The organism is Burkholderia sp. COPS, assembly GCF_019425585.1.
Classification (GTDB): Bacteria; Pseudomonadota; Gammaproteobacteria; order Burkholderiales; family Burkholderiaceae; genus Burkholderia; species Burkholderia cepacia.
The window spans coordinates 157,256-178,717 of record NZ_WIXR01000015.1 but is presented as its reverse complement, the minus strand read 5'-3'; the positions used below and the strand labels follow the sequence as shown (position 1 = coordinate 178,717).

At 66.2% G+C, this 21,462-nt stretch carries 18 protein-coding genes; 3 read left to right on the top strand and 15 right to left on the bottom strand.

Annotation, left to right across the window (positions count from 1 at the left end; genetic code table 11):
* Position 1: 1 nt before the first annotated feature.
* The 13 genes from lpxA to rpsB form a co-directional block, all read right to left on the bottom strand.
* Positions 2–790 carry an acyl-ACP--UDP-N-acetylglucosamine O-acyltransferase gene (gene lpxA, locus FOZ70_RS13910; RefSeq protein ID WP_021159113.1) on the bottom strand — a complete coding sequence of 263 codons (789 nt, stop codon included), beginning with the start codon at positions 788–790 and terminating at the stop codon, positions 2–4.
* 58 nt (positions 791–848) lie between these two features.
* A complete protein-coding gene (fabZ, locus tag FOZ70_RS13905; protein WP_021159112.1) occupies positions 849–1,316 on the bottom strand; it encodes a 3-hydroxyacyl-ACP dehydratase FabZ in 468 nt (155 codons plus the stop codon).
* A 129-nt stretch (positions 1,317–1,445) separates the two neighbouring features.
* Complete coding sequence (lpxD, locus tag FOZ70_RS13900; protein WP_219706090.1) at positions 1,446–2,525, bottom strand: UDP-3-O-(3-hydroxymyristoyl)glucosamine N-acyltransferase; 1,080 nt, start codon at positions 2,523–2,525, stop codon at positions 1,446–1,448.
* A gap of 16 nt (positions 2,526–2,541) precedes the next feature.
* On the bottom strand, positions 2,542–3,039 hold the full coding sequence (locus tag FOZ70_RS13895) for an OmpH family outer membrane protein (protein WP_011549544.1): 498 nt from the start codon (positions 3,037–3,039) through the stop codon (positions 2,542–2,544).
* A 64-nt stretch (positions 3,040–3,103) separates the two neighbouring features.
* Positions 3,104–5,413, bottom strand: coding sequence for an outer membrane protein assembly factor BamA (gene bamA / locus FOZ70_RS13890; protein ID WP_021159110.1), 2,310 nt, complete (start codon positions 5,411–5,413; stop codon positions 3,104–3,106).
* 61 nt (positions 5,414–5,474) lie between these two features.
* The gene (gene rseP / locus FOZ70_RS13885) at positions 5,475–6,860 is read right to left on the bottom strand and encodes an RIP metalloprotease RseP (RefSeq protein ID WP_048020907.1); all 1,386 of its coding nucleotides are present in this window, start codon (positions 6,858–6,860) and stop codon (positions 5,475–5,477) included.
* Between the two features lie 11 nt (positions 6,861–6,871).
* Positions 6,872–8,068 carry a 1-deoxy-D-xylulose-5-phosphate reductoisomerase gene (locus tag FOZ70_RS13880; RefSeq protein ID WP_021159108.1) on the bottom strand — a complete coding sequence of 399 codons (1,197 nt, stop codon included), beginning with the start codon at positions 8,066–8,068 and terminating at the stop codon, positions 6,872–6,874.
* 15 nt (positions 8,069–8,083) lie between these two features.
* On the bottom strand, positions 8,084–8,905 hold the full coding sequence (locus tag FOZ70_RS13875; protein ID WP_219706088.1) for a phosphatidate cytidylyltransferase: 822 nt from the start codon (positions 8,903–8,905) through the stop codon (positions 8,084–8,086).
* Positions 8,899–9,681 (bottom strand): polyprenyl diphosphate synthase, encoded by a 783-nt coding sequence (gene uppS / locus FOZ70_RS13870; RefSeq protein ID WP_006478494.1) that lies wholly within the window; start codon positions 9,679–9,681, stop codon positions 8,899–8,901. The genes FOZ70_RS13875 and uppS overlap by 7 nt, the downstream gene beginning before the upstream one ends.
* Positions 9,682–9,728: 47 nt before the next feature.
* Positions 9,729–10,289: a ribosome recycling factor gene (gene frr / locus FOZ70_RS13865; protein WP_021159105.1), complete on the bottom strand. Its 561-nt coding sequence runs from the start codon at positions 10,287–10,289 to the stop codon at positions 9,729–9,731.
* 91 nt (positions 10,290–10,380) lie between these two features.
* Positions 10,381–11,094: a UMP kinase gene (gene pyrH, locus FOZ70_RS13860; protein ID WP_011352459.1), complete on the bottom strand. Its 714-nt coding sequence runs from the start codon at positions 11,092–11,094 to the stop codon at positions 10,381–10,383.
* A 163-nt stretch (positions 11,095–11,257) separates the two neighbouring features.
* Positions 11,258–12,139 (bottom strand): translation elongation factor Ts, encoded by an 882-nt coding sequence (gene tsf, locus FOZ70_RS13855; RefSeq protein ID WP_021159104.1) that lies wholly within the window; start codon positions 12,137–12,139, stop codon positions 11,258–11,260.
* Positions 12,140–12,301: 162 nt separating this feature from the next.
* Positions 12,302–13,042 carry a 30S ribosomal protein S2 gene (rpsB, locus tag FOZ70_RS13850; RefSeq protein WP_006483818.1) on the bottom strand — a complete coding sequence of 247 codons (741 nt, stop codon included), beginning with the start codon at positions 13,040–13,042 and terminating at the stop codon, positions 12,302–12,304.
* 377 nt (positions 13,043–13,419) lie between these two features.
* On the opposite strand from rpsB, the gene map reads away from it, so the two are divergent.
* Genes map through FOZ70_RS13835 form a run of 3 tightly spaced genes read left to right on the top strand, consistent with a single transcriptional unit; the run spans position 13,420 to position 18,601 of the window.
* On the top strand, positions 13,420–14,235 hold the full coding sequence (map, locus tag FOZ70_RS13845) for a type I methionyl aminopeptidase (protein ID WP_021159103.1): 816 nt from the start codon (positions 13,420–13,422) through the stop codon (positions 14,233–14,235).
* A gap of 45 nt (positions 14,236–14,280) precedes the next feature.
* Positions 14,281–16,857: a [protein-PII] uridylyltransferase gene (locus FOZ70_RS13840; RefSeq protein ID WP_021159102.1), complete on the top strand. Its 2,577-nt coding sequence runs from the start codon at positions 14,281–14,283 to the stop codon at positions 16,855–16,857.
* 16 nt (positions 16,858–16,873) lie between these two features.
* Entirely contained in the window at positions 16,874–18,601 is a 1,728-nt protein-coding gene (locus tag FOZ70_RS13835; protein ID WP_219706086.1) for a pseudouridine synthase, read from the top strand.
* A gap of 89 nt (positions 18,602–18,690) precedes the next feature.
* Here the strand turns inward: FOZ70_RS13835 and def are convergent, their stop codons facing one another.
* Both def and ligA read right to left on the bottom strand, forming a co-directional pair.
* Complete coding sequence (def, locus tag FOZ70_RS13830; RefSeq protein ID WP_059490082.1) at positions 18,691–19,224, bottom strand: peptide deformylase; 534 nt, start codon at positions 19,222–19,224, stop codon at positions 18,691–18,693.
* Positions 19,221–21,296 carry an NAD-dependent DNA ligase LigA gene (gene ligA, locus FOZ70_RS13825; protein WP_059856795.1) on the bottom strand — a complete coding sequence of 692 codons (2,076 nt, stop codon included), beginning with the start codon at positions 21,294–21,296 and terminating at the stop codon, positions 19,221–19,223. The genes def and ligA overlap by 4 nt, the downstream gene beginning before the upstream one ends.
* Positions 21,297–21,462 lie beyond the last annotated feature (166 nt).

The window sequence follows — 21,462 nt, the reverse complement described above, 5'->3', positions numbered from 1 at the left end:
CTTAGCGGATGATGCCGCGTTGCGACGCGTCGATGAACTCGACGAACGCCTTGACCGCCGCGTCGCCGTCGCCGCCCGCTTCCGCGAGCTCGCGCAGCTGCACCTTCGCTTCCTCGAACGACAGGCCGTTCTTGTACAGCAGGCGGTAAGCGCTGCGCAGCGCCGAGATCGCATCGGGCGAGAAGCCGCGCCGACGCAGCCCTTCGACGTTGATGCCGTGCGGCTCCGCCTTGTTGCCCGCCGCGATCACGAACGGCGGGATGTCCTGCACGAGCGCCGAAGCGCCCCCGAGCATCGAGTGCGCGCCGATGCGCACGAACTGGTGGACACCCGACATCCCGCCGACGATCGCCCAGTCGCCGATCTCGACGTGGCCGGCCATCTGCGCGTTGCTCGACAGGATCACGTGGCTGCCGACGGTGCAGTCGTGACCGATGTGCACATAGGCCATGATCCAGTTGTCGTCGCCGAGCGTCGTCACGCCGCCGTCCTGCACGGTGCCCGTGTGGATCGTCGTGAATTCGCGGATCGTGTTGCGGCTGCCGATCACGAGCTTCGTCGGCTCGTCCTTGTACTTCATGTCCTGCGGACGGCCGCCGACCGACGCGTAATGGCCGATGCGGTTGTCCTCGCCGAGCGTCGTATGGCCTTCGATCACGCTGTGCGAGCCGATCGTCGTGCGCGCGCCGATCGTGACGTGCGGGCCGACGATCGCGTACGGGCCGATCTCTACCGATTCGTCGATCTGCGCGCCCGGTTCGACAATCGCGGTGGGATGAATCCTGGTCATGCGCCGTTGCCTCTCGATGTGATGTGTCGCGTTGCGTTGCCTGTGCGTGCCGCGTCGCTCAGGGCGCCACGTCGGTCGTCTTGACCGTGCACATCAGTTCGGCTTCCGCCGCCACCTTGCCGTCCACTTCCGCCACCGCCTTGAACTTCCAGATGCCGCGGATGTAGCGTTCGAACGTCACGTTCAGAATCAGTTGGTCGCCCGGTTCGACCGGACGCTTGAAGCGCGCGCCGTCGATCCCGACGAAGTAGTACAGCGTGTTCTCCGGATCCTTCGGCTGCTCTTCCGAGAAGGTCAGCAGCGCCGCGGCCTGCGCGAGCGCCTCGAGGATCAGCACGCCCGGCATCACCGGCCGCTTCGGGAAATGCCCCTGGAAGAACGGCTCGTTGATCGACACGTTCTTCAGCGCTTTGATTCCCTTGTGCGGTTCGAGTTCGAGCACGCGATCGACGAGCAGAATCGGGTAGCGATGCGGCAGCAGCGTGAGGATCTTGTGGATGTCGAGATTGATTTTTTCAGTGCTCATGATGGTTCGTCTCACGCAGAGGCTGCGCGGTGGTGATGCAAAGGCTGAAGCGGGCCGCCGTGCGGCCCAGTCTGGCAAACCGGGCCGGTTGCGCTGGCCGTGCCCGGTTCGAGGTCTCGCATGATGCGCTCAGGCGCCCGTGCCGCCCTGGGCGGCGAGCGCGGCTTCGAGCGCCTTGATGCGCTCGCGCAGCTTGTCGAGGTTGCGCACGAGCGCGGCGCTCTTGTTCCATTCGCCGTGGTCGACGGCCGGGAATGCACTGGTATAGATGCCGGCCTTCGGCAGCGACTTCGATACGCCCGAATTCGCGGTGATGATGACATAGTCGCCGAGCGTCACGTGGCCGGCGATCCCTGCCGCGCCGCCGATCATGCAATGGCGGCCGATCGTCGTGCTGCCCGCGATGCCCGCCTTGCCGGCGATCACCGTGTAGGCGCCGATCCGGCAGTTGTGGGCGATCTGCACCTGGTTGTCGATCTTCACGCATTCGTCGATGACGGTGTCCGCCATCGCGCCGCGGTCGATCGTCGTGTTCGCGCCGATCTCGACGTCCGGGCCGATCGATACGCCGCCGACCTGCGGGATCTTGACCCAGCTGCCGGTGCGCGCGTCGCCGTCGCCGACGAAATCCGGCGCGAAGCCGAAACCGTCGGAGCCGATCACGGCGCCCGCATGGATGATCGCGCGCGGGCCGACCTTGCAGCCGTGGTACACCGACGCGTTCGGATAGATGTGCGAGCCCGCGCCGATCGTCGTGCCGCGGCCGATGAAGACGTTCGCGTCGAGCTGCACGCCGTCCTCGATCACCGCACCGGCCTCGACCGTCACGTGCGGGCCGATCACCGCGCTCGCGGCGACCTGCGCGGCCGGATCGATCGTCGCGCTCGGATGCACGCCGGCGGCACGCTGCGGCGTGGCCAGATCGATGAACATCTGCGCGACGCGCGCGAAGTACGCGTACGGATTCGGCGTGACAATGAAATTGCGACCCGTCGCGGCCGCGCCGAGCTTTTCCAGATCCTTCGGCGCGATCAGCACCGCGCCGGCGCGGGTCGACTCGACCTGCGACAGGTACTTCGGATTCGCGAGGAACGCGAGTTGCTGCGGGCCTGCCTGGTCGAGCGGTGCGAGCCCGCCCACCTTGCACTGTTCGTCGCCGGCGATCTCGCCGCCGAACCGCTTTACGAGTTCCTCAAGCGTCAATGCCATTCGTCGTCTGCTCCGTTCAGTTCGTCGAGCCGGACGCGAGCGCCTTGAGCACCTTGTCGGTGATGTCGATGCGCGGGCTGACGTACACGGCTTCCTGCACGATCAGGTCGTAATTCTGCTGCTCGGCGATCTGCTTGATGACCTTGTTCGCCTTCTCGAGCACGGCCGCCAGCTCCTCGTTGCGGCGCTGGTTCAGGTCTTCGCGGAACTCGCGCTGCTTGCGCTGGAAGTCGGTATCGAGCTGGGCGAGATCGCGCTGCTTCTGCGCGCGGTCGGCCGCCGACAGCGACGCGCCGTTCTTGTCCAGCGAATCGGACATCGACTTCAGGCGTGCCGCCAGATCCTGCAGATCCTTGTCACGCTTCGCGAACTCGGCTTCGAGCTTCGTCTGCGCCGCCTTCGCGGGCGCCGACTCGCGCAGGATCCGATCCGAATTGACCGCCGCGATGCGGGCGACGTCCTGTGCGTGCACCGTTGCCGCGCCCAAGGCCAGCGCAACGGTCAGCGCGCACATCACTCGTTTCGAAAACTTACCGGTTAGCAAAATTACCCTCTCGTTGCTGTTGTCATGCGTTCGGTCAGAACGCCGTCCCGATCTGGAACTGGAATTTCTGGTACTGGTCGCCTTCGTGCTTCTGCAGCGGGAAGCCGAGGCTCAGCTTCAGCGGGCCGATCGGCGAGATCCACGCGAGACCCACACCGTAGCCGTAACGCAGGCCGTTGGCGCCCGTACTCGTGCCGCCCGGCGCGTTGCCCCACACGTTACCGCCGTCGAGGAACGTGAACACGCGCAGCGTGCGGTCGTAGCCCGTGCCCGGCAGCGGGAACGTCAGTTCGATGTTGCCGACGAGCATCTTCGAACCGCCGATCGGGTCGTTCGTCTTGGTGTCGCGCGGGCCCAGCGAGCTCGGCTCGTAGCCACGCACGGAGCCGATACCGCCCGCGTAGTAGTTCTTGAAGATCGGGTACGGGTTGCCGATACCGTTACCGTAGCCGCCTTGCAGGTTCAGGCCCAGGATGAAGCCGCGCGAGAACGAATAGTAGTACTGGGCCTGCAGGTCGGCCTTGTAGTACTGGATCTTGCCGACCGGTACGCCGTACTCCATGTTCGCCTGCGTGAAGTAGCCGCGGCTCGGAATCAGCGCGCTGTCACGCGCGTCGCGCGACCACGCGACCGTCAGCGGCACGGTGTTCGACACACGGCCGAACTCGTTCACGTAATCCTGGTAGCTCTGCGGCGTGTTCGAATCGACGTCGAGACGGTTCTGCTCGAAGCCGGCGCCGAAGTAGACCGTGTCGACTTCCGAGAACGGAATGCCGAACTTCAGGTTGCCGCCCGCGCTGATGATCCGGAAGCTCGAACTCGTCGAATAGTAGAGCGGCTGGTACGTGCGGTAGTAGACGTCCGTGATCCGCTTGATGCCGTCGACCGTGAAATACGGGTCGACCTGCGTGACGGTCAGCGTGCGGTAGCTCTTCGCGGTGTTGACGTTCACCGACAGGCTGGTACCCGAGCCGAACACGTTGTCCTGCGACACGCCCGCCGACAGCACGACCTTGTCCGTCGACGAGAAGCCGGCGCCCAGCGTGATCGCGCCGGTCGGCTTTTCATCGACCTTCACGTTCACGTCGACCTGGTCGTTCGTGCCGTCGACCGGCACCGTCGTCACGTCGACGTTGGTGAAGTAGCCGAGACGGTTCACGCGATCCTTCGACAGCGCGAGGCGGTTCGAATCGAACCACGAGCTTTCGAGCTGGCGCATTTCGCGGCGCACGACTTCGTCGCGCGTGCGCGTGTTGCCGACGACGTTGATCCGGCGCACGTACACGCGGCGGCTCGGATCGACGACGAGGTTCAGGTTCACCTTGTGGTTCGCCTGGTCAATGTCCGGCTGCGCGTTGACGGTCGCGAATGCATAACCGTATTCACCGAGCTTGTCGACGATCGACTTGGTGGTCTGCTGCAGCTTTTCGGCCGAGAAGCGATCGCCCGGCTTGATCTTGATCAGCTTGTTGAGTTCGGCCTCGCGATCGAGGAGGTTGCCCGACAGCTTGATGCCCGACACCGTGTACGGCTCGCCCTCGTGCAGCGTGACCGTCAGGTACATGTCCTTCTTGTCGGGCGAGATCGACACCTGGGTCGAATCGATGTTGAACTCGAGATAACCGCGGTTCAGGTAGTACGAGCGCACCGCTTCGAGGTCGCCCGTCAGCTTTTCCTTCGAGTACAGGTCGTTCTTCGTGTACCAGGAGAACCAGTTCGGCGTGGACAGCTGCATCTCGTCGCGCAGCGTGCTGGTGCTGAATGCCTTGTTGCCGATGAAGTTGATCTGGCGGATCTTCGCGCTCGGGCCTTCGGCCACCGCGAACAGGATCGACACACGGTTCGCGTCGACCGGCGTGACCGTCGTCTTGACCTCGGCCGCGTAGAAGCCGCGCGTGAGGTACTGGCGCTTGAGCTCCTGCTCCGCCTTGTCGACGAGCGCCTTGTCGTAATAACGGCCGTCGGCAAGGCCGACCGCGCGCAGCGCCTTCGTCAGGTTGTCCTTGTCGAATTCCTTCGTGCCGGTGAAGTCGATCGACGCGATGGCCGGACGCTCCTGCACCTGCACGATCACGACGTTGCCCTGCGTGGCGATGCGTACGTCGTTGAAAAAGCCCGTCGCGTACAGCGCGCGGATTGCTTCGGATGCCTTGTCGTCCGTGAAGGTATCGCCCTGCTTGATCGGCAGGTAGGCGAACACCGAACCCGCTTCGACGCGCTGCAGCCCCTCGATCTTGATGTCTTGCACCACGAACGGTGCCGCTGCATGCGCCGCGAGGCCGTGCGCGGCGAGCGCGGCCGCTGCAACTGTCTTAGGTACAAAACGATGAGGTTTGAACAACATGCATCCCCAATATTTAGCTGCATCAAATCGGGCGACTGCCCTGCGGCGGCCGCCTGACGCTTCAGAAATGGATTAACCGAGCCAGATCGTTGAACAGCGCGATCGCCGACAACGCGACGATGCAGATCAACCCGGCTCTTTGCAGAATCAGCTGCCAGCGCTCCGAGACGGCTTTCCCGGTCGCGGCTTCAACCGCATAATATAACAGATGCCCCCCGTCCAAAACGGGAATCGGCAACAAGTTCAGGACGCCAAGGCTAATGCTGACAAGGGCGAGGAACGACAGGAACGCCGACGGACCGAGCCGCGCACTCTTGCCCGCGTAGTCGGCAATCGTCACGGGGCCGGACAGGTTCTTCAGCGACGCGTTGCCCGTGATCATGCGCCCGAACATCCGCAGCGAATACACGGAGATGTCCCACGTGCGGTGCGCGCCGAGCCGCAGGCTCTCGATCGGCCCGTAACGCACGTCGACGGACGGCGCGTGCATCGACAGCGCCGCACCGATACGGCCGACCTGCTGCCCCGATTCATCGTCGCGCTGCATCTGCGGCACGATCGACACCGTCTGCGCGGCGCCGTCGCGCTCGATCTGCAGCTCGAGCGGCTTGCCTGCATGGTGTTTCACGAAATCGATGAAGCGCGTCGCGCCGCCGATCGGCTTGCCGTCGAGCGCGACCAGCTTGTCGCCGGACTTCAGGCCCGCCTGCTCCGCCGCGCTGCCGGGCTGCACCGTCGCGATCGACAGCGTGCCGCCGCCGGCCTCGAAACCCAGACGGGCCATGAAATCGTCGTCGAGCTGACTTTCGGGAACGTTGCGCAGGTCGACGCGGAAATCGAACGTCGTGTTGCCGTCGCGCGCGCCGAGCACGATCTCGCGGTGATCGAACGCGGCCGCGAGCAGCTTCCAGCGCAGGTCCGACCACGACCTTACCGGCTCGGACTCGCCGCCTTGCGCGTCGCCCGTGCGCACGTTACGGATCGACACGATCGCCTCGCCACCGTCGAAGCCCGCGCGCGCCGCCGCCGTACCGGCGGCCGGCGGCGCGACGATCGCGGCCGGCTCGGTCACGCCGGTGGCAAATACGACGGAAAACAGGAAGATTGCCAACAGGAAGTTGGCAATCGGGCCGGCCGCGACGATCGCGATGCGCTTGTAGACCGATTGCCGGTTGAACGCCTGGCCGAGCTCCTCGGGCGGGATGCCGGGGCCGGGATCGCGCTCGTCGAGCATCTTCACGTAGCCGCCGAGCGGCAACGCGGACAACGTCCACTCGGTGCCCGTCCGGCGGCTGACCCAGCGCGCGACGGGCTGGCCGAAGCCGATCGAGAAACGCAGCACCTTCACGCCGCACCAGCGCGCGACGCGATAATGTCCGTACTCATGCACGACGACCAGCACCCCGATCGCCACCGCAAACGCGATCAGTTCGACCAGCACGTTCATGAGCACCCCATTCAGACAGTGCGCTCCACGCGTGGCGCAGGCGCTTTGGCAATGATCTCGGCGGCGAGGCGGCGTGCCTCTGCATCCGCCGCCAGGACGTCGTCGAGCCCGTCGGGCGCGCGGTTCGGCAGCGTGTTGAGCACGGCGTCGACCGTCGCCGCAATCGCCATGAAGCCGATGCGGCGCGCGAGAAACGCTTCGACCGCCACTTCGTTCGCCGCGTTCAATGCGGCGCTCGCGATACCGCCTTCCTCGAGTGCCTTCAGCGCGAGCGCGAGGCACGGGAAGCGCGCGTAATCGGGCTTCTCGAACGACAGCTGGGCGATCTGCGCGAGGTCGAGCTGATCGACGCCCGCATCGACGCGCTCGGGGAACGCGAGTGCGTGCGCGATCGGCGTGCGCATGTCGGGGTTGCCGAGCTGGGCGAGCACCGAGCCGTCGCGGTACGACACGAGCGAATGGATCACGCTCTGCGGATGGATCAGCACGTCGATCCGGTCGCCCGGCAGCCCGAAGATCCAGTGCGCCTCGATCACCTCGAGACCCTTGTTCATCATCGTCGCGGAGTCGACCGAGATCTTGCGGCCCATCACCCAGTTCGGATGCTTGCACGCCTCGTCCGGCGTCACGTCGACGAGCGTGGCCGGCTCGCGCGTGCGGAACGGGCCGCCCGACGCGGTCAGGATGATCTTCGAGATCCCGCCGTGCTCGTTCTCGTCGCGGGGCATGCACTGGAAGATCGCGTTGTGTTCGCTGTCGACCGGCAGCAGGATCGCGCCATGGTCGCGCACGGCGTCCATGAAGATCGCGCCCGACATCACCAGCGATTCCTTGTTCGCGAGCAGGATGCGCTTGCCGGCGCGCGCGGCCGCGAGGCTCGGCGCGAGGCCGGCCGCACCGACGATCGCCGCGACCACCGTGTCGCAGCCGTCGCTCTTCGACACGTCGACGAGCGCCTGCGGCCCGTGCAGCACGGTCGTCTTGCTGCCCGCCGCACGCAGCTTCGCTTCGACCTGCGCGGCGGTCGCGGCATCGCCGACCACCGCCACTTCAGGCGCGAAGCGCAGGCATTGCTCGACCAGCTTGTCGCCGTTGCGGTGTGCGGTCAGCGCGTAGACCGAGAAGCGCTCGGGATGGCGCGCGACCACGTCGAGCGTGCTGTCTCCGATCGAGCCCGTGGAACCGAGCAATGTCAGACGTTTTTGCATAACAGAAATAGTGGTTTAACCAAGCAGCAGCATCGCGAGCGGCAGCACCGGAAGCAGCGCGTCGACACGGTCGAGCACGCCGCCATGGCCAGGCAGCAGTCCGCTCGAATCCTTCACGCCCGCCTGCCGCTTCAGCAGCGACTCGAACAGGTCGCCGATCACGCTGTACGCGACCAGCAGCGTCAGTGCGGCCCACGCGCCGGGCATCCCGTAACGCACGGCGAACGCGGAAAACAGGGTCGGCTCGAACGCGTGCACGACCATCGCGACACCGGCGACGACCATCACGGCGAGCCAGCCCCCGATCGCGCCTTCCCAGCTCTTGCCGGGACTGATCGTGACGGCCAGTTTACGCTTTCCGAAGGCCTTGCCCGCGAAGTATGCGCCGATATCGGCCAGCCAGACGACCAGAAGCAGCGACAGCACGAACGGCACGCCCAGCGCGCGCGCCGCGACGAGCGCATGCCAGCAGGCCGCAAAGACCACGAGGCCGGCCGCCAGCAGGAACGGCCGCCAGACGCCGCCCGCGAGTTCGGGCTTGCGCCGCAACGCGAACGGGCCGACCAGCAGCCAGAACACGCCGGCTGCCATGAAAAGGGGACGGGACAAAGCCGCATCGACGCCGAGCGGCACCGTTGCCGCGAGCGCAAGCGCCGCGACGACGGCATAGACGACCGGGCCGGCGCCGCCGAGCTTGAGCAGGCGCGCCCATTCCCACGCGGCGAACACGAGCACGACGCCGATCAGCGCGCCGAACGCGGTGAGCGGCGCGAACAGCGTCACCGGCAGCAATACCGCCAGCATCACGATCGCCGTGATCACACGGGTTTTCAGCATGAAAGGGAGTCGGCGTTCTGCGATTGCGGTTCGAGCTGTGCGCTCGTGCGGCCGAAACGACGTTCGCGCTCCGTATACGACGCCATGGCGTCGGCCAGTGCCGCGCCGTCGAAATCCGGCCAGTATTTGTCGGTGAAATAGAATTCGGCGTACGCGAGCTGCCACAGCAGGAAGTTGCTGACGCGCTGCTCGCCACCGGTACGGATGAAGAGATCGGGCTCCGGCGCATAGGCCATCGCCAGGTGCGGCGCGAACGCGTCCTCGGTCACTTCGACCTCGCGCCCTTCGCGCACGGCCTGCTCGACGAGCTTCTTCGTCGCCTGCAGGATGTCCCACCGGCCGCCGTAGTTGGCCGCGATGGTGAGCGTAAGACGGGTATTGCGCGCCGTCTTGGTTTCGGCGCGGCGAATCAGTTCGCGGATGCGCGGCTCGAAACGGTCGAGATCGCCGACGACACGCAGGCGGATCCCGTTCGCATGGAGCTTGCCGACCTCGCGCTCGAGCGCGGTGATGAAGAGCCGCATCAGGAACGACACTTCGTCGTTCGGCCGGCGCCAGTTTTCCGAACTGAACGCGAACAGCGTCAGGTATTCGACGCCGGCGCGCGCGCAGCCTTCGACCACCGCCCGCACGGCATCGACGCCGCGGGTATGCCCCGCGACGCGCGGCAAGCGGCGTTCGGTCGCCCAACGGCCGTTGCCGTCCATGATGATCGCGATGTGACGCGGCACGACACCGACGTCAGGCACGCGAACGGTAGAGCTGGTATAGGTCATGGCCGTTGAGACAGTTGCGGGAAGAAGGCGGCGCGCGAGGACGGTCGTCAGACCGTCATGATCTCGGCTTCCTTGGTCTGCACGAGCTTGTCGATTTCGGCGACGTGCTTGTCGGTCAGCTTCTGCACGTCGTCGCTCGCACGGCGCTCGTCGTCTTCCGAGATTTCCTTGTCCTTCACGAGCTTCTTGAGCGCTTCGTTCGCGTCGCGGCGCAGGTTGCGGATCGCGACCTTGGCCGTTTCGCCTTCGCTCTTGACGACCTTGGTCAGTTCGCGGCGGCGCTCTTCCGTCAGCGCGGGCATCGGCACGCGGATCAGGTCGCCGGCCGTCGCCGGGTTCAGGCCCAGGTCGGCTTCGCGAATGGCCTTCTCGACCTTCGCGACCATGTTCTTTTCCCACGGCTGCACGCCGATCGTGCGCGCATCGACGAGCGTCAGGTTAGCGACCTGCGAGATCGGCACCATCGACCCGTAGTAGTCGACCTGCACGTGATCGAGCAGACCGGTGTGTGCACGGCCCGTACGGATCTTTGCCAGATCGTTCTTGAACGCCTCGATCGAGCGCTGCATCTTTTGCTCGACGCCCTTCTTGGTATCAGCGACACTCATTTCAACCTCCGAACCTTCTAACCTTCAAAGAACGCGGGCCCTGCCCGGCGCGTCCGGCGCGCCGCGGCCGATGGCCCGCATCCGCGGGAGTTTACACGTGGACGAGCGTACCTTCGTCCTCGCCCAGCACGATGCGCTTGAGCGCGCCCGGCTTGTTGATCGAAAACACGCGAATCGGCAGCTTCTGGTCGCGGCACAGCGCGAAGGCCGTCGCGTCCATCACCTGCAGGTTGCGGCTGATCGCCTCGTCGAACGTGATCGTCGTATAGCGCGTGGCCGACGGATCCTTCTTCGGATCGGCAGAATATACGCCATCGACCTTGGTCGCCTTCAGCACCACCTCGGCGCCCACTTCCGAACCGCGCAGCGCGGCGGCCGTGTCGGTCGTGAAGAACGGGTTGCCCGTACCGGCCGCGAAGATCACGACGCGGCCTTCCTCGAGCTGGCGAATCGCGCGGGGCCGGATGTACGGCTCGACGACCTGGTCCATGCGCAGCGCAGACTGCACGCGCGCCTCGATGCCGGCGTGGCGCATCGCGTCCTGCAGCGCCAGCGCGTTCATCATCGTCGCGAGCATCCCCATGTAGTCCGCCGTCGCGCGATCCATGCCGGCCGCGCCACCCGCGACACCGCGGAAAATATTACCGCCACCGATCACGACCGCGAGCTGCGTACCGAGACGCACGACTTCGGCGATATCGGCCACCATCCGTTCGATCGTCGCGCGATTGATGCCGAAGGCATCGTCGCCCATCAGCGCTTCGCCGGAGAGTTTGAGGAGGACGCGTTTATAGGCATTGGACATAGGGGCTTCCGAGCGACGAGAGGATGACAACCACGAACTGTAGGGGCGAAATACTGATTCGGGCAAGCGCCGACGGTCGAACCGGGTTTCCCGGCCGGCCGGCGGCGGCGCCGACCGCGGCGGAGCGGACGCCCGCCGCGGATACTGCCTGACTGCTTACGGCTTACTGCTGCTTTGCTGCTGCGACTTGCGCGGCCACTTCGGCGGCGAAGTCGTCCTGGCGCTTCTCGATGCCTTCGCCGACGACGAACAGCGCGAACTTCTGCACTGCCGCATTCGCTGCCTTCAGCATCTGCTCGATCGTCTGCTTGTCGTTCTTCACGAACGTCTGGTTCAGCAGCGACACTTCCTTCAGGTACTTCTGGACGCTGCCGTCGACCATCTTCGCGACGATCTCGGCCGGCTTGCCCGATTCCGCAGCCTTCTGCTCGGCCACGCGGCGTTCCGTCTCGATCAGTTCCGCCGGCACGTCAGCCGACGACAGCGCGACCGGCTTCATTGCCGCGATGTGCATCGCGACGTCCTTGCCGACCTGCTCTTCCGCGCCCGTGTACTCGACGATCACGCCGATACGCGCGCCGTGCAGGTACGTTGCGATCTTGTTCGCGGTTTCGAAACGGACGAAACGGCGGATCGACACGTTCTCGCCGATCTTGCCGATCAGGGCCAGACGCACTGCGTCGACCGTCGAGCCTTCGAGCGGCAGTGCCGACAGCGCTGCCACGTCGGCCGGGTTCTGCGTCGCGACGAGTTCTGCAACCGTCTTCGAGAATGCGAGGAAGTCGTCGTTCTTCGCGACGAAGTCGGTTTCGCAGTTCAGCTCGACCAGCGCGCCTGCGTTGCCGCCGACGAACGATGCGACGACGCCTTCTGCCGTCACGCGCGATGCCGCCTTGCTTGCCTTGTTGCCGAGCTTGACGCGCAGCAGCTCTTCAGCCTTGGCCAGATCGCCGTCGGCTTCCGTCAGCGCCTTCTTGCACTCCATCATCGGTGCGTCGGTCTTCGCGCGCAGTTCTGCCACCATGCTTGCGGTAATTGCCGCCATCATTCGCTCCTTGAGTCTGTATTCACAACGCCGCCCGCTTGGACGCGAACGGCCGAAAATCGTTTCCGGACCCGCGCCGATTCGGCGCGATCAGGTCCGGCGCACAAGCTTAAAAAAAGGGGGCCTGTTGAGAGCCCCCTTTTTGCGCCGGCTCGGGGCCAGTTACGCGTTTTCCTCGACGTACTCGTCGTCGCCGCGTGCGGCCTGGACCACTTCGTTGACCGCGTTCGCACGGCCTTCGAGGATCGCGTCGGCCACGCCTTCGGCGTACAGCGCGACTGCCTTGCTCGAGTCGTCGTTACCCGGGATCACGTAATCCACACCTTCCGGCGAGTGGTTCGTATCGACCACGGCGATGACCGGCACGCCCAGCTTGTTCGCCTCCGTGACGGCAATCTTGTGGTAGCCGACGTCGACGACGAAGATTGCGTCCGGAATGCCGCCCATGTCCTTCACGCCGCCGATCGACTTCTGCAGCTTCGCGATTTCGCGTTCGAACAGCAGCGCTTCCTTCTTGCTCATCTTCTCGAGCTCGCCTGCCTCGACTGCCGCTTCCATGTCCTTCAGGCGCTTGATCGATACCTTCAGCGTCTTGAAGTTGGTCATCATGCCGCCGAGCCAGCGTGCGTTGACGTACGGCATGCCTGCGCGCTGCGCTTCCTGGGCGATCGTGTCACGCGATTGACGCTTCGTGCCGACGAACAGGATCGTGCCGCGGTTCGCTGCCAGCTGGCGCACGTACTTCTGTGCGTCCGTGAACATCGGCAGCGTCTTTTCGAGGTTGATGATGTGAATCTTGTTGCGGTGACCGAAAATGAACGGAGCCATCTTCGGGTTCCAGAAGCGCGTCTGGTGACCGAAGTGGACACCCGCTTCCAGCATTTGGCGCATCGTAACTGCCATGTAAATTCTCCACGAGGGTTGGGTCTTAAGCCGGCCGCCGTACCGCCGCACGAACCTGCCCCGAAAGGCACGATTTCCGCGCGGCCGGCACCCTGGTTGCGCCGGCTTGCGATTCGGCACGTGCAAAACGCCCGTGCCGTAAGCCTTTCACCGCGATGCCGCCCCGCAATGGGGCACTACGGCATTTGGATGTCGACTTAGCCAAAGAGTATAGCACGCCGATTTGTCCGCTCTCAAGTCGCTCACCACTTTCGCTTGCCGCGCGGCAGCCGGCCGGACAATCCGCGAAAACCCGCATCCGCACCGCCGGCAGGGGCTGCGACGCCTGCCAGAAGGTGCGATAATCCGTCAATTCACCGCATTCCAGGCATACCTCGATGGCTATTACGCTCAAAAACGAACACGATATCGCCGAGATGCGCGTCGCCTGCCGTCTCGCGAGCGAAGTGCTCGACTTCATCACGCCGCACGTCGTCGCCGGCATCACGACCGCCGAACTCGACCGCCTCTGCCACGAGTTCATGCTCAACGAACAGGGCACGATCCCGGCACCGCTGAACTACCAGCCGCCCGGCTATCCGCCGTACCCGAAGGCCACCTGCATTTCGGTCAACGACGTGATCTGCCACGGCATTCCCGGCGAGAAGGTGATCAAGAACGGCGACGCGCTGAACATCGACATCACCGTGATCAAGAACGGCTACTTCGGCGACACCAGCCGGATGTTCATCGTCGGCGAGGGCTCGATCCTCGCGAAGCGCCTCGTGCAGACCACCTACGAATGCATGTGGCTCGGCATCGACCAGGTCAAGCCCGGCGCGCACCTCGGCGACATCGGCTACGCGATCCAGAAGCACGCGGAAGCGCAAGGCTACAGCGTCGTGCGCGAATACTGCGGCCACGGCATCGGCACGGTGTTCCACGAGGATCCGCAGGTCGTCCACTACGGCCGCCCGGGCACCGGCATCGAACTGAAGGCCGGGATGATCTTCACGATCGAGCCGATGATCAACGCCGGCAAGCGCGACATCCGCACGATGCCCGACCAGTGGACCGTCAAGACGCGCGACCGCAGCCTGTCGGCGCAGTGGGAGCACACGGTGCTCGTCACCGAAACCGGCTACGAGGTGCTGACCGTGTCGGCCGGCACGCCGGCGCGCCCCGTGTTCGCGCAACCGGCCGCCGCGGTCTGAGCGCCGTCGCGCCAGCCCGCACCACCCGCACCTGACCGGCTGCCCATGAGCGCTCACGCCGCCCCCTCGCCCGACGCGCTGTCGCGGCGCGCCGAATTCAAGGCCGCCAAGACGGAGATGCTCGAGCGCTTTCGCCGCGCGACGAACGTCGCGTCCCTGATGCACGCGCTGTCGAAACTCACCGACGATGCGCTCAAGCGCGTGTGGGACGATTGCGGGCTGCCCGCGACGCTCGCACTCGTCGCCGTCGGCGGCTACGGGCGCGGCGAGCTCGCGCCCTATTCCGACGTCGACATCCTCGTGCTGCTGCCCGATGCGCACGACCCGGCGCTCGACGCGCGCATCGAGCGCTTCATCGGGATGGCGTGGGATCTCGGCCTCGAGATCGGCAGCAGCGTGCGCACGGTCGCGCAGTGCATCGAGGAGGCGTCGCAGGACGTCACGGTGCAAACGTCCCTGCTGGAAGCGCGGCGCATCGTCGGCAGCACCGCGCTGTTCGAGCGCTTCACGGTGCGCTACCACGAGGCGCTCGACGCCCGCGCGTTCTTCACCGCGAAGGTGCTCGAGATGCGCCAGCGCCACGCGAAGTTCCAGGACACGCCGTACAGCCTCGAGCCGAACGTGAAGGAAAGCCCCGGCGGCCTGCGCGACCTGCAGACGATCCTGTGGATCGCGCGCGCGGCGGGCTTCGGCAGCAGCTGGCGCGAACTCGACACGCGCGGCCTCATCACCGATCGCGAAGCGCGCGAGCTGCGCCGCAACGAAGGTTTCCTGAAGACGCTGCGCGCGCGGCTGCACGTGATCGCCGGCCGCCGCCAGGACATGCTCGTGTTCGACCTGCAGACGCAGGCGGCCGAGAGCTTCGGCTACCAGCCGACGCAGACCAAGCGCGCGAGCGAGCAGCTGATGCGCCGCTATTACTGGGCCGCGAAAGCCGTCACGCAGCTCGCGACGATCCTGATCCAGAACATCGAGGCGCAGCTCTTTCCCGCGACGAGCGGCATCACGCGCGTGCTGTCGCCCGACCGCTTCGTCGAGAAACAGGGGATGCTCGAGATCGTCGACGACGGCGTGTTCGAGCGCCATCCCGACGCGATCCTCGAAGCGTTCCTGCTGTACGAGACGACCCGCGGCGTGAAGGGCCTGTCCGCCCGCACGCTGCGCGCGCTGTACAACTCGCGCGAGATCATGAACAACGCGTGGCGCCGCGATCCGCAGAACCGCGACACGTTCATGCGGATCCTGCAGCAGCCCGAAGGGATCACGCACGCGTTCCGGCTGATGAACCAGACGAGCGTGCTCGGCCGCTATCTGCTGAACTTCCGCCGCATCGTCGGCCAGATGCAGCACGACCTGTACCACGTGTACACGGTCGACCAGCACATCCTGATGGTGTTGCGCAACATCCGCCGCTTCGCGGTGGCCGAGCACGCGCACGAATATCCGTTCTGCAGCCAGTTGATCGGCAACTTCGAGCGTCCGTGGGTGCTGTATGTCGCCGCGCTGTTCCACGACATCGCGAAAGGCCGCGGCGGCGATCACTCGACGCTCGGGATGGCCGATGCGCGGCGCTTCTGCCGCGAGCACGGCATCGCCGGCGACGACGCGTCGTTGATCGTGTGGCTCGTCCAGCATCACCTGACGATGAGCCAGGTCGCGCAGAAGCAGGACACGAGCGACCCGGAGGTCATCAAGCGCTTTGCCGAAGTCGTCGGCAACGAACGCTACCTCACCGCGCTGTACCTGCTGACCGTCGCCGATATCCGCGGCACGAGCCCGAAGGTGTGGAACACGTGGAAAGGCAAGCTGCTCGAGGACCTGTACCGCATCACGCTCGCGGTGCTCGGCGGGGCCAACCCCGACGCGCATTCGGAGCTGAAGTCGCGGCAGGAGCAGGCGCTCGCGCTGCTGCGCCTCGAGACCGTGCCCGACGACGCCCATCGCGCACTGTGGGACCAGCTCGACGTCGGCTTCTTCCTGCGTCACGACGCAGCCGACATCGCGTGGCAGACACGCGTGCTGTACCGGCACGTGAACGCCGAAACCGCGATCGTCCGCGCGCGGCCGTCGCCGATCGGCGACGCGCTTCAGGTGCTCGTGTACGTGAAGGATCGGCCCGACCTGTTCGCGGGCATCTGCGCGTATTTCGACCGCAACGGGCTGTCGGTGCTCGACGCGCGCGTCAGCACGACGCGGCACGGCTACGCGCTCGACAACTTCATCGTCACGCAGACCGAACGCGACGTGCGCTACCGCGACATCGCGAATCTCGTCGAACAACAGCTCGCGTCGCGGCTCACCGAAACCGCATCGCTGCCGGAGCCGTCCAAGGGCCGCCTGTCGAGGCTGTCCCGGACGTTTCCGATCACGCCGCGCGTCGACCTGCGGGCCGACGAACGCGGCCAGTACTACATCCTGTCCGTGTCGGCCAACGACCGGCCGGGCCTTCTCTATTCGATCGCGCGCGTACTCGCCGAGCATCGGATCGGCGTCCATGCGGCGCGGATCAATACGCTCGGCGAACGCGTCGAGGACATCTTCCTGCTCGCGGGTGCCGGCCTGTCCGACAACCGCCTGCAGATCCAGCTTGAAACCGAGTTGCTGCGTGCGATCGCAGTCTGAATGAATTCCAGCGTTTATGCGCACCAAACTAACCGTCAAGAATCCGAAGCCGGCGTCGCCGACCCGCGCCCCTGTCCGCTCCGGCAGCCTCGTCGCCCGCAAGGCGGTGCGTCCCGCTGCGCCGCCCGCAGGGGACAAGCCGGCCCGCCCGAAGAAGGCGTCCCCGGCCGCCGCCGGCGAACGCTCGTTCAAGCCGCGCGGCGCGGCAGGCGCCGAGCGCCCGGGCGCGGATCGCGCACCGGCCAAGCGTGCGCCGCGTGACGGCGGTGCCGAACGCGGCACGCGCGCGCCGTATCGCGACAACGCGGCCGGCGAAGGGGCGAAGCGTAGCTTCGGCGACCGCCGCACGTCGTCCGATCGACCGCCGCGCCGTGATGACGACGCACGTCCGCGTCGCGCGGGTGGTGAAGGCGGCGCGCGCGCGCCGTACCGCGACAATGCATCCGGCGAAGGCGCAAAGCGCAGCTTCGGCGACCGTCGCACGTCGTCCGATCGACCGCCGCGCCGTGATGAAGATGCCCGTCCGCGCCGCGCAGGTGGCGACGACGACAAACGCTCGTCCTATCGCGACAAGGCAGCCGGTGAAGGCGCAAAGCGCAGCTTCGGCGACCGCCGCACGTCGTCCGACCGTCCGCCGCGCCGTGATGACGATGCCCGTCCGCGCCGCGCAGGTGGCGACGACGACAAACGCCCGTCCTATCGCGACAAGGCATCCGGCGAAGGCGCAAAGCGCAGCTTCGGCGACCGCCGCACGTCGTCCGATCGTCCGCCGCGTCGTGATGACGATGCCCGTCCGCGCCGCGCAGGTGCCGACGACGGCAAACGCCCGTCCTATCGCGACAAGGCGCCCGCCGAAGGCGCAAAGCGCAGCTTCGGCGACCGCCCGGCTCGCCCCGCACGCGACGGCGAACGCCGCTCGTTCGGTGCGGTCAAGACCGCGCAACCGGTCAAGCGCGCGGCGGCCGACGTCGACTACGGCGACGAAACGGGCCTGATGCGCCTGTCGAAGCGGATGTCCGAGCTCGGCATGTGCTCGCGCCGCGAAGCCGACGAATGGATCGAGAAGGGTTGGGTACTTGTCGACGGCGAACGCATCGACACGCTCGGCACCAAGGTCCGCGCCGACCAGAAGATCGAGATCGACGAGCGCGCGAGCGCCGCGCAGGCCGCGCAAGTGACGATCCTGCTGCACAAGCCCGTCGGTTATGTGTCGGGCCAGGCGGAAGACGGCTACGAGCCGGCAGCCGTGCTGATCACGCGCGCGAACCGCTGGAGCGGCGACCATTCGCCGGTCCGCTTCTCGCCGCAGCACCTGCACGCGCTCGCACCGGCCGGCCGCCTGGACATCGATTCGACCGGCCTGCTCGTGCTGACGCAGAACGGCGTGATCGCGAAGCAGCTGATCGGCGAGCAGTCGGATATCGACAAGGAGTACCTGGTGCGCGTGCGCTTCGGCGAACGGCTGATCGACATCGACCAGCACTTCCCGGCGGAATCGCTCGCGAAGCTGCGCCACGGCCTCGAGCTCGACGGCGTCGCGCTGAAGCCCGCGATGGTGAGCTGGCAGAACGGCGAGCAGTTGCGCTTCGTGCTGCGCGAAGGCAAGAAGCGCCAGATCCGCCGCATGTGCGAACTGGTGGGCCTCGACGTGATCGGCCTGAAACGCGTCCGGATGGGCCGCGTGATGCTCGGCGCACTGCCGCAGGGGCAATGGCGCTATCTGTCGGCCGACGAGACGTTCTGACCGCCGGCGCGCCACACGTGGCCATGCAATGAAAAAGCCCGCGCAAGCGGGCTTTTTCTTGTCTGCGAGAAACCGGGAAAGCAGAGGGATCAGTCGTCGGAAGCCGGATCGAGCCCCGGGAACAGCACCTCCGTGAAGCCGAAGCGCGTGAAATCGGTGATCCGCATCGGATACAGCTTGCCGATCAGGTGGTCGTATTCGTGCTGGACGACGCGTGCGTGGAATCCCTCGGCGACACGATCGATCTTCTCGCCGAACTGGTCGAAGCCGCTGTAGCGCACCTTCGCGTAGCGGCTGACGACGCCGCGCATGCCCGGCACCGACAGGCAGCCTTCCCAGCCCTCTTCCATGTCCGGCGGCAGGTACTCGACCTTCGGGTTGATCAGCACGGTCTCGGGCACCGGCGGCGCTTCCGGGTAGCGGTTGTTGTTGCCGAAGCCGAAGATGATGATCTGCAGCCCGATGCCGATCTGCGGCGCGGCCAGGCCGGCGCCGTTCGCATGGTGCATCGTCTCGAACATGTCCGCGACGATCTCGTGCAGCTCGGGTGTATCGAACCGCTCGACCGGCTTGGCGACTTCGAGCAGGCGCGGATCGCCCATCTTCAGGATCTCGCGAATCATGGCGTATTGCCCTCCAGGAGTTGGTGCAGGCCGTCTTCGTCCAGCACTGGGATGCCGAGTTCCTCGGCCTTCGCGAGCTTGCTGCCGGCTTCGGCGCCCGCGACCACGTAATCCGTCTTCTTCGATACCGAACCGGCCACTTTCGCGCCCGCCGCTTCGAGCATTTCCTTCGCGGCATCGCGCGTGAGCGTCGGCAGCGTGCCCGTCAGCACGACGGTCTTGCCGGCCAGCACGCCCTGCGGCGCCTTCGGCGCGGGCGGCCCTTCCGGCCACGTCACCTTGCCCGGCGCGCGCAACTGCTCGATCACGGTCCGGTTGTGCTCTTCCGCGAAAAACTGGTGGAGCGACTCGGCGACGATCGGCCCGACGTCGTTGACTTCGAGCAGCTCTTCGATCGACGCGTCCATGATCGGCGTGAGCGAGCCGAAATGCTTCGCGAGATCCTTCGCGGTCGATTCGCCCACGTGACGGATACCGAGCCCGTAGATGAAGCGCGCGAGCGTCGTGTGCTTCGCCTTCTCGAGCGAGTCGAGCAGGTTCTGTGCGGACTTCTCGGCAAACCGGTCGAGCTCGGCGAGCGTCGCAAAGCCGAGATTGAACAGATCGGCCGGCGTGCGCACGAGATTCAGCTCGACGAGCTGGTCGATGATCTTCTCGCCGAGACCGTCGATGTCGAGCGCGCGGCGCTGCGCGAAGTGCCACAGCGCCTGCTTGCGTTGCGCCGGGCAGAACAGGCCGCCCGTGCAGCGCGCGATCGCCTCGTCCGGCAGGCGCTCGATCTTCGAGCCACACACCGGGCATTCGGTCGGCATCACGAATTCGGCCGCATCGGCCGGGCGCCGGTCGAGCAGCGCACCGACCACTTCGGGGATCACGTCGCCGGCGCGGCGCACGATCACGGTATCGCCGATCCGGATGTCCTTGCGGCGCACCTCGTCCTCGTTGTGCAGCGTCGCGTTGGTCACCGTCGCACCGCCGACGAACACCGGCTCGAGGCGCGCGACCGGTGTGATCGCACCGGTGCGCCCGACCTGCACGTCGATCGCGACGAGCTTCGTCAGCGCTTCCTGCGCGGGGAACTTGTGAGCGAGCGCAAAGCGCGGCGCACGCGACACGAAGCCGAGGCGCTCCTGCTCGTCACGCCGGTTGACCTTGTAGACGACACCGTCGATGTCGTAGGGCAGCGACTCGCGCTTCTCGCCGATCTTGCGGAAGAAGTCGAGCAAACCCTGGGCGCCCTGCACGACCGCGCGCTCGCGGTTCACGGGCAGGCCGAGCGACTCGTACCAGTCGAGCAGCGCGCTGTGCGTATCGGGCATCGGCATCCCGTCGAGCACGCCGATCCCGTACGCGAAAAACGACAGCGGACGCTGCGCGGTGATCTTCGAGTCGAGCTGGCGCAGGCTGCCGGCCGCCGCGTTGCGCGGGTTCGCGAATTCGCGCTGCTCGGCCGCGCGCTGGCGTTCGTTCAGGCGTGCGAAATCGCGCTTGAACATCAGCACCTCGCCGCGCACGTCGAGCACGGCCGGCACGTTCTTGCCCTTCAGCTTCAGCGGAATCGAGCGGATCGTGCGCACGTTCTCGGTCACGTCCTCGCCGGTCGTGCCGTCGCCGCGCGTCGACGCCTGCACGAATACGCCCTGCTCGTAACGCAGCGAGATCGCGAGACCGTCGAACTTCAGTTCGCACGCGTAGTCGACCGGCTCCGTCACCGAACCGGCGAGATCGGTCGCCTTGTCGAGCGCATCGGCGACGCGCTTGTCGAACGCGACGATGTCCTCGTCGGTAAAACCGTTGTTCAGCGACAGCATCGGCGCGTCGTGAACGACCGGCGTGAAGCCGCCGGCCGCCTCGCCGCCTACGCGCTGCGTCGGCGAATCGGGCGTCACGAGTTCGGGATGATCGGTTTCGAGCTGCTGCAGTTCGCGAAACAGTCGGTCGTACTCGGCGTCGGGCAGATCCGGCTGATCGAGCACGTAGTAGGCGTAATTCGCCCGCTCGAGTTGGTCGCGCAGCCACGCGGCGCGCACGTCGGGCTGGCTGGCTGGCGGTTCGGCTTGGGTTCGGGCCATGCTGGCGGCAGATTCGTTCTGAGAAAATCGGATGCCCGATTATCTCAGTTTGCCGCCGTGGCGGGGCGCGCAAAACGCGCCCGGTGCGCGTGCTGCAGCGCAAACAGCGAGGTGTGCGCCGCAGCGACGAACGGCGGCGCCGAAGCCCGCCGCCCGTGCGTTCGCG

Bases quoted from the DNA above. Each gene is read 5' to 3' on its own strand.
- FOZ70_RS13895 (WP_011549544.1), bottom strand. From the start codon at position 3,039: ATGTGCGCGCTGACCGTTGCGCTGGCCTTGGGCGCGGCAACGGTGCAC.
- map (WP_021159103.1), top strand. From the start codon at position 13,420: ATGGCTATTACGCTCAAAAACGAACACGATATCGCCGAGATGCGCGTC.
- pyrH (WP_011352459.1), bottom strand. From the start codon at position 11,094: ATGTCCAATGCCTATAAACGCGTCCTCCTCAAACTCTCCGGCGAAGCG.
- FOZ70_RS13835 (WP_219706086.1), top strand. From the start codon at position 16,874: ATGCGCACCAAACTAACCGTCAAGAATCCGAAGCCGGCGTCGCCGACC.
- def (WP_059490082.1), bottom strand. From the start codon at position 19,224: ATGATTCGCGAGATCCTGAAGATGGGCGATCCGCGCCTGCTCGAAGTC.
- bamA (WP_021159110.1), bottom strand. From the start codon at position 5,413: ATGTTGTTCAAACCTCATCGTTTTGTACCTAAGACAGTTGCAGCGGCC.
- FOZ70_RS13875 (WP_219706088.1), bottom strand. From the start codon at position 8,905: ATGCTGAAAACCCGTGTGATCACGGCGATCGTGATGCTGGCGGTATTG.
- ligA (WP_059856795.1), bottom strand. From the start codon at position 21,296: ATGGCCCGAACCCAAGCCGAACCGCCAGCCAGCCAGCCCGACGTGCGC.
- lpxA (WP_021159113.1), bottom strand. From the start codon at position 790: ATGACCAGGATTCATCCCACCGCGATTGTCGAACCGGGCGCGCAGATC.
- FOZ70_RS13840 (WP_021159102.1), top strand. From the start codon at position 14,281: ATGAGCGCTCACGCCGCCCCCTCGCCCGACGCGCTGTCGCGGCGCGCC.
- uppS (WP_006478494.1), bottom strand. From the start codon at position 9,681: ATGACCTATACCAGCTCTACCGTTCGCGTGCCTGACGTCGGTGTCGTG.
- tsf (WP_021159104.1), bottom strand. From the start codon at position 12,139: ATGGCGGCAATTACCGCAAGCATGGTGGCAGAACTGCGCGCGAAGACC.
- rseP (WP_048020907.1), bottom strand. From the start codon at position 6,860: ATGAACGTGCTGGTCGAACTGATCGCGTTTGCGGTGGCGATCGGGGTG.
- FOZ70_RS13880 (WP_021159108.1), bottom strand. From the start codon at position 8,068: ATGCAAAAACGTCTGACATTGCTCGGTTCCACGGGCTCGATCGGAGAC.
- lpxD (WP_219706090.1), bottom strand. From the start codon at position 2,525: ATGGCATTGACGCTTGAGGAACTCGTAAAGCGGTTCGGCGGCGAGATC.
- rpsB (WP_006483818.1), bottom strand. From the start codon at position 13,042: ATGGCAGTTACGATGCGCCAAATGCTGGAAGCGGGTGTCCACTTCGGT.
- fabZ (WP_021159112.1), bottom strand. From the start codon at position 1,316: ATGAGCACTGAAAAAATCAATCTCGACATCCACAAGATCCTCACGCTG.
- frr (WP_021159105.1), bottom strand. From the start codon at position 10,289: ATGAGTGTCGCTGATACCAAGAAGGGCGTCGAGCAAAAGATGCAGCGC.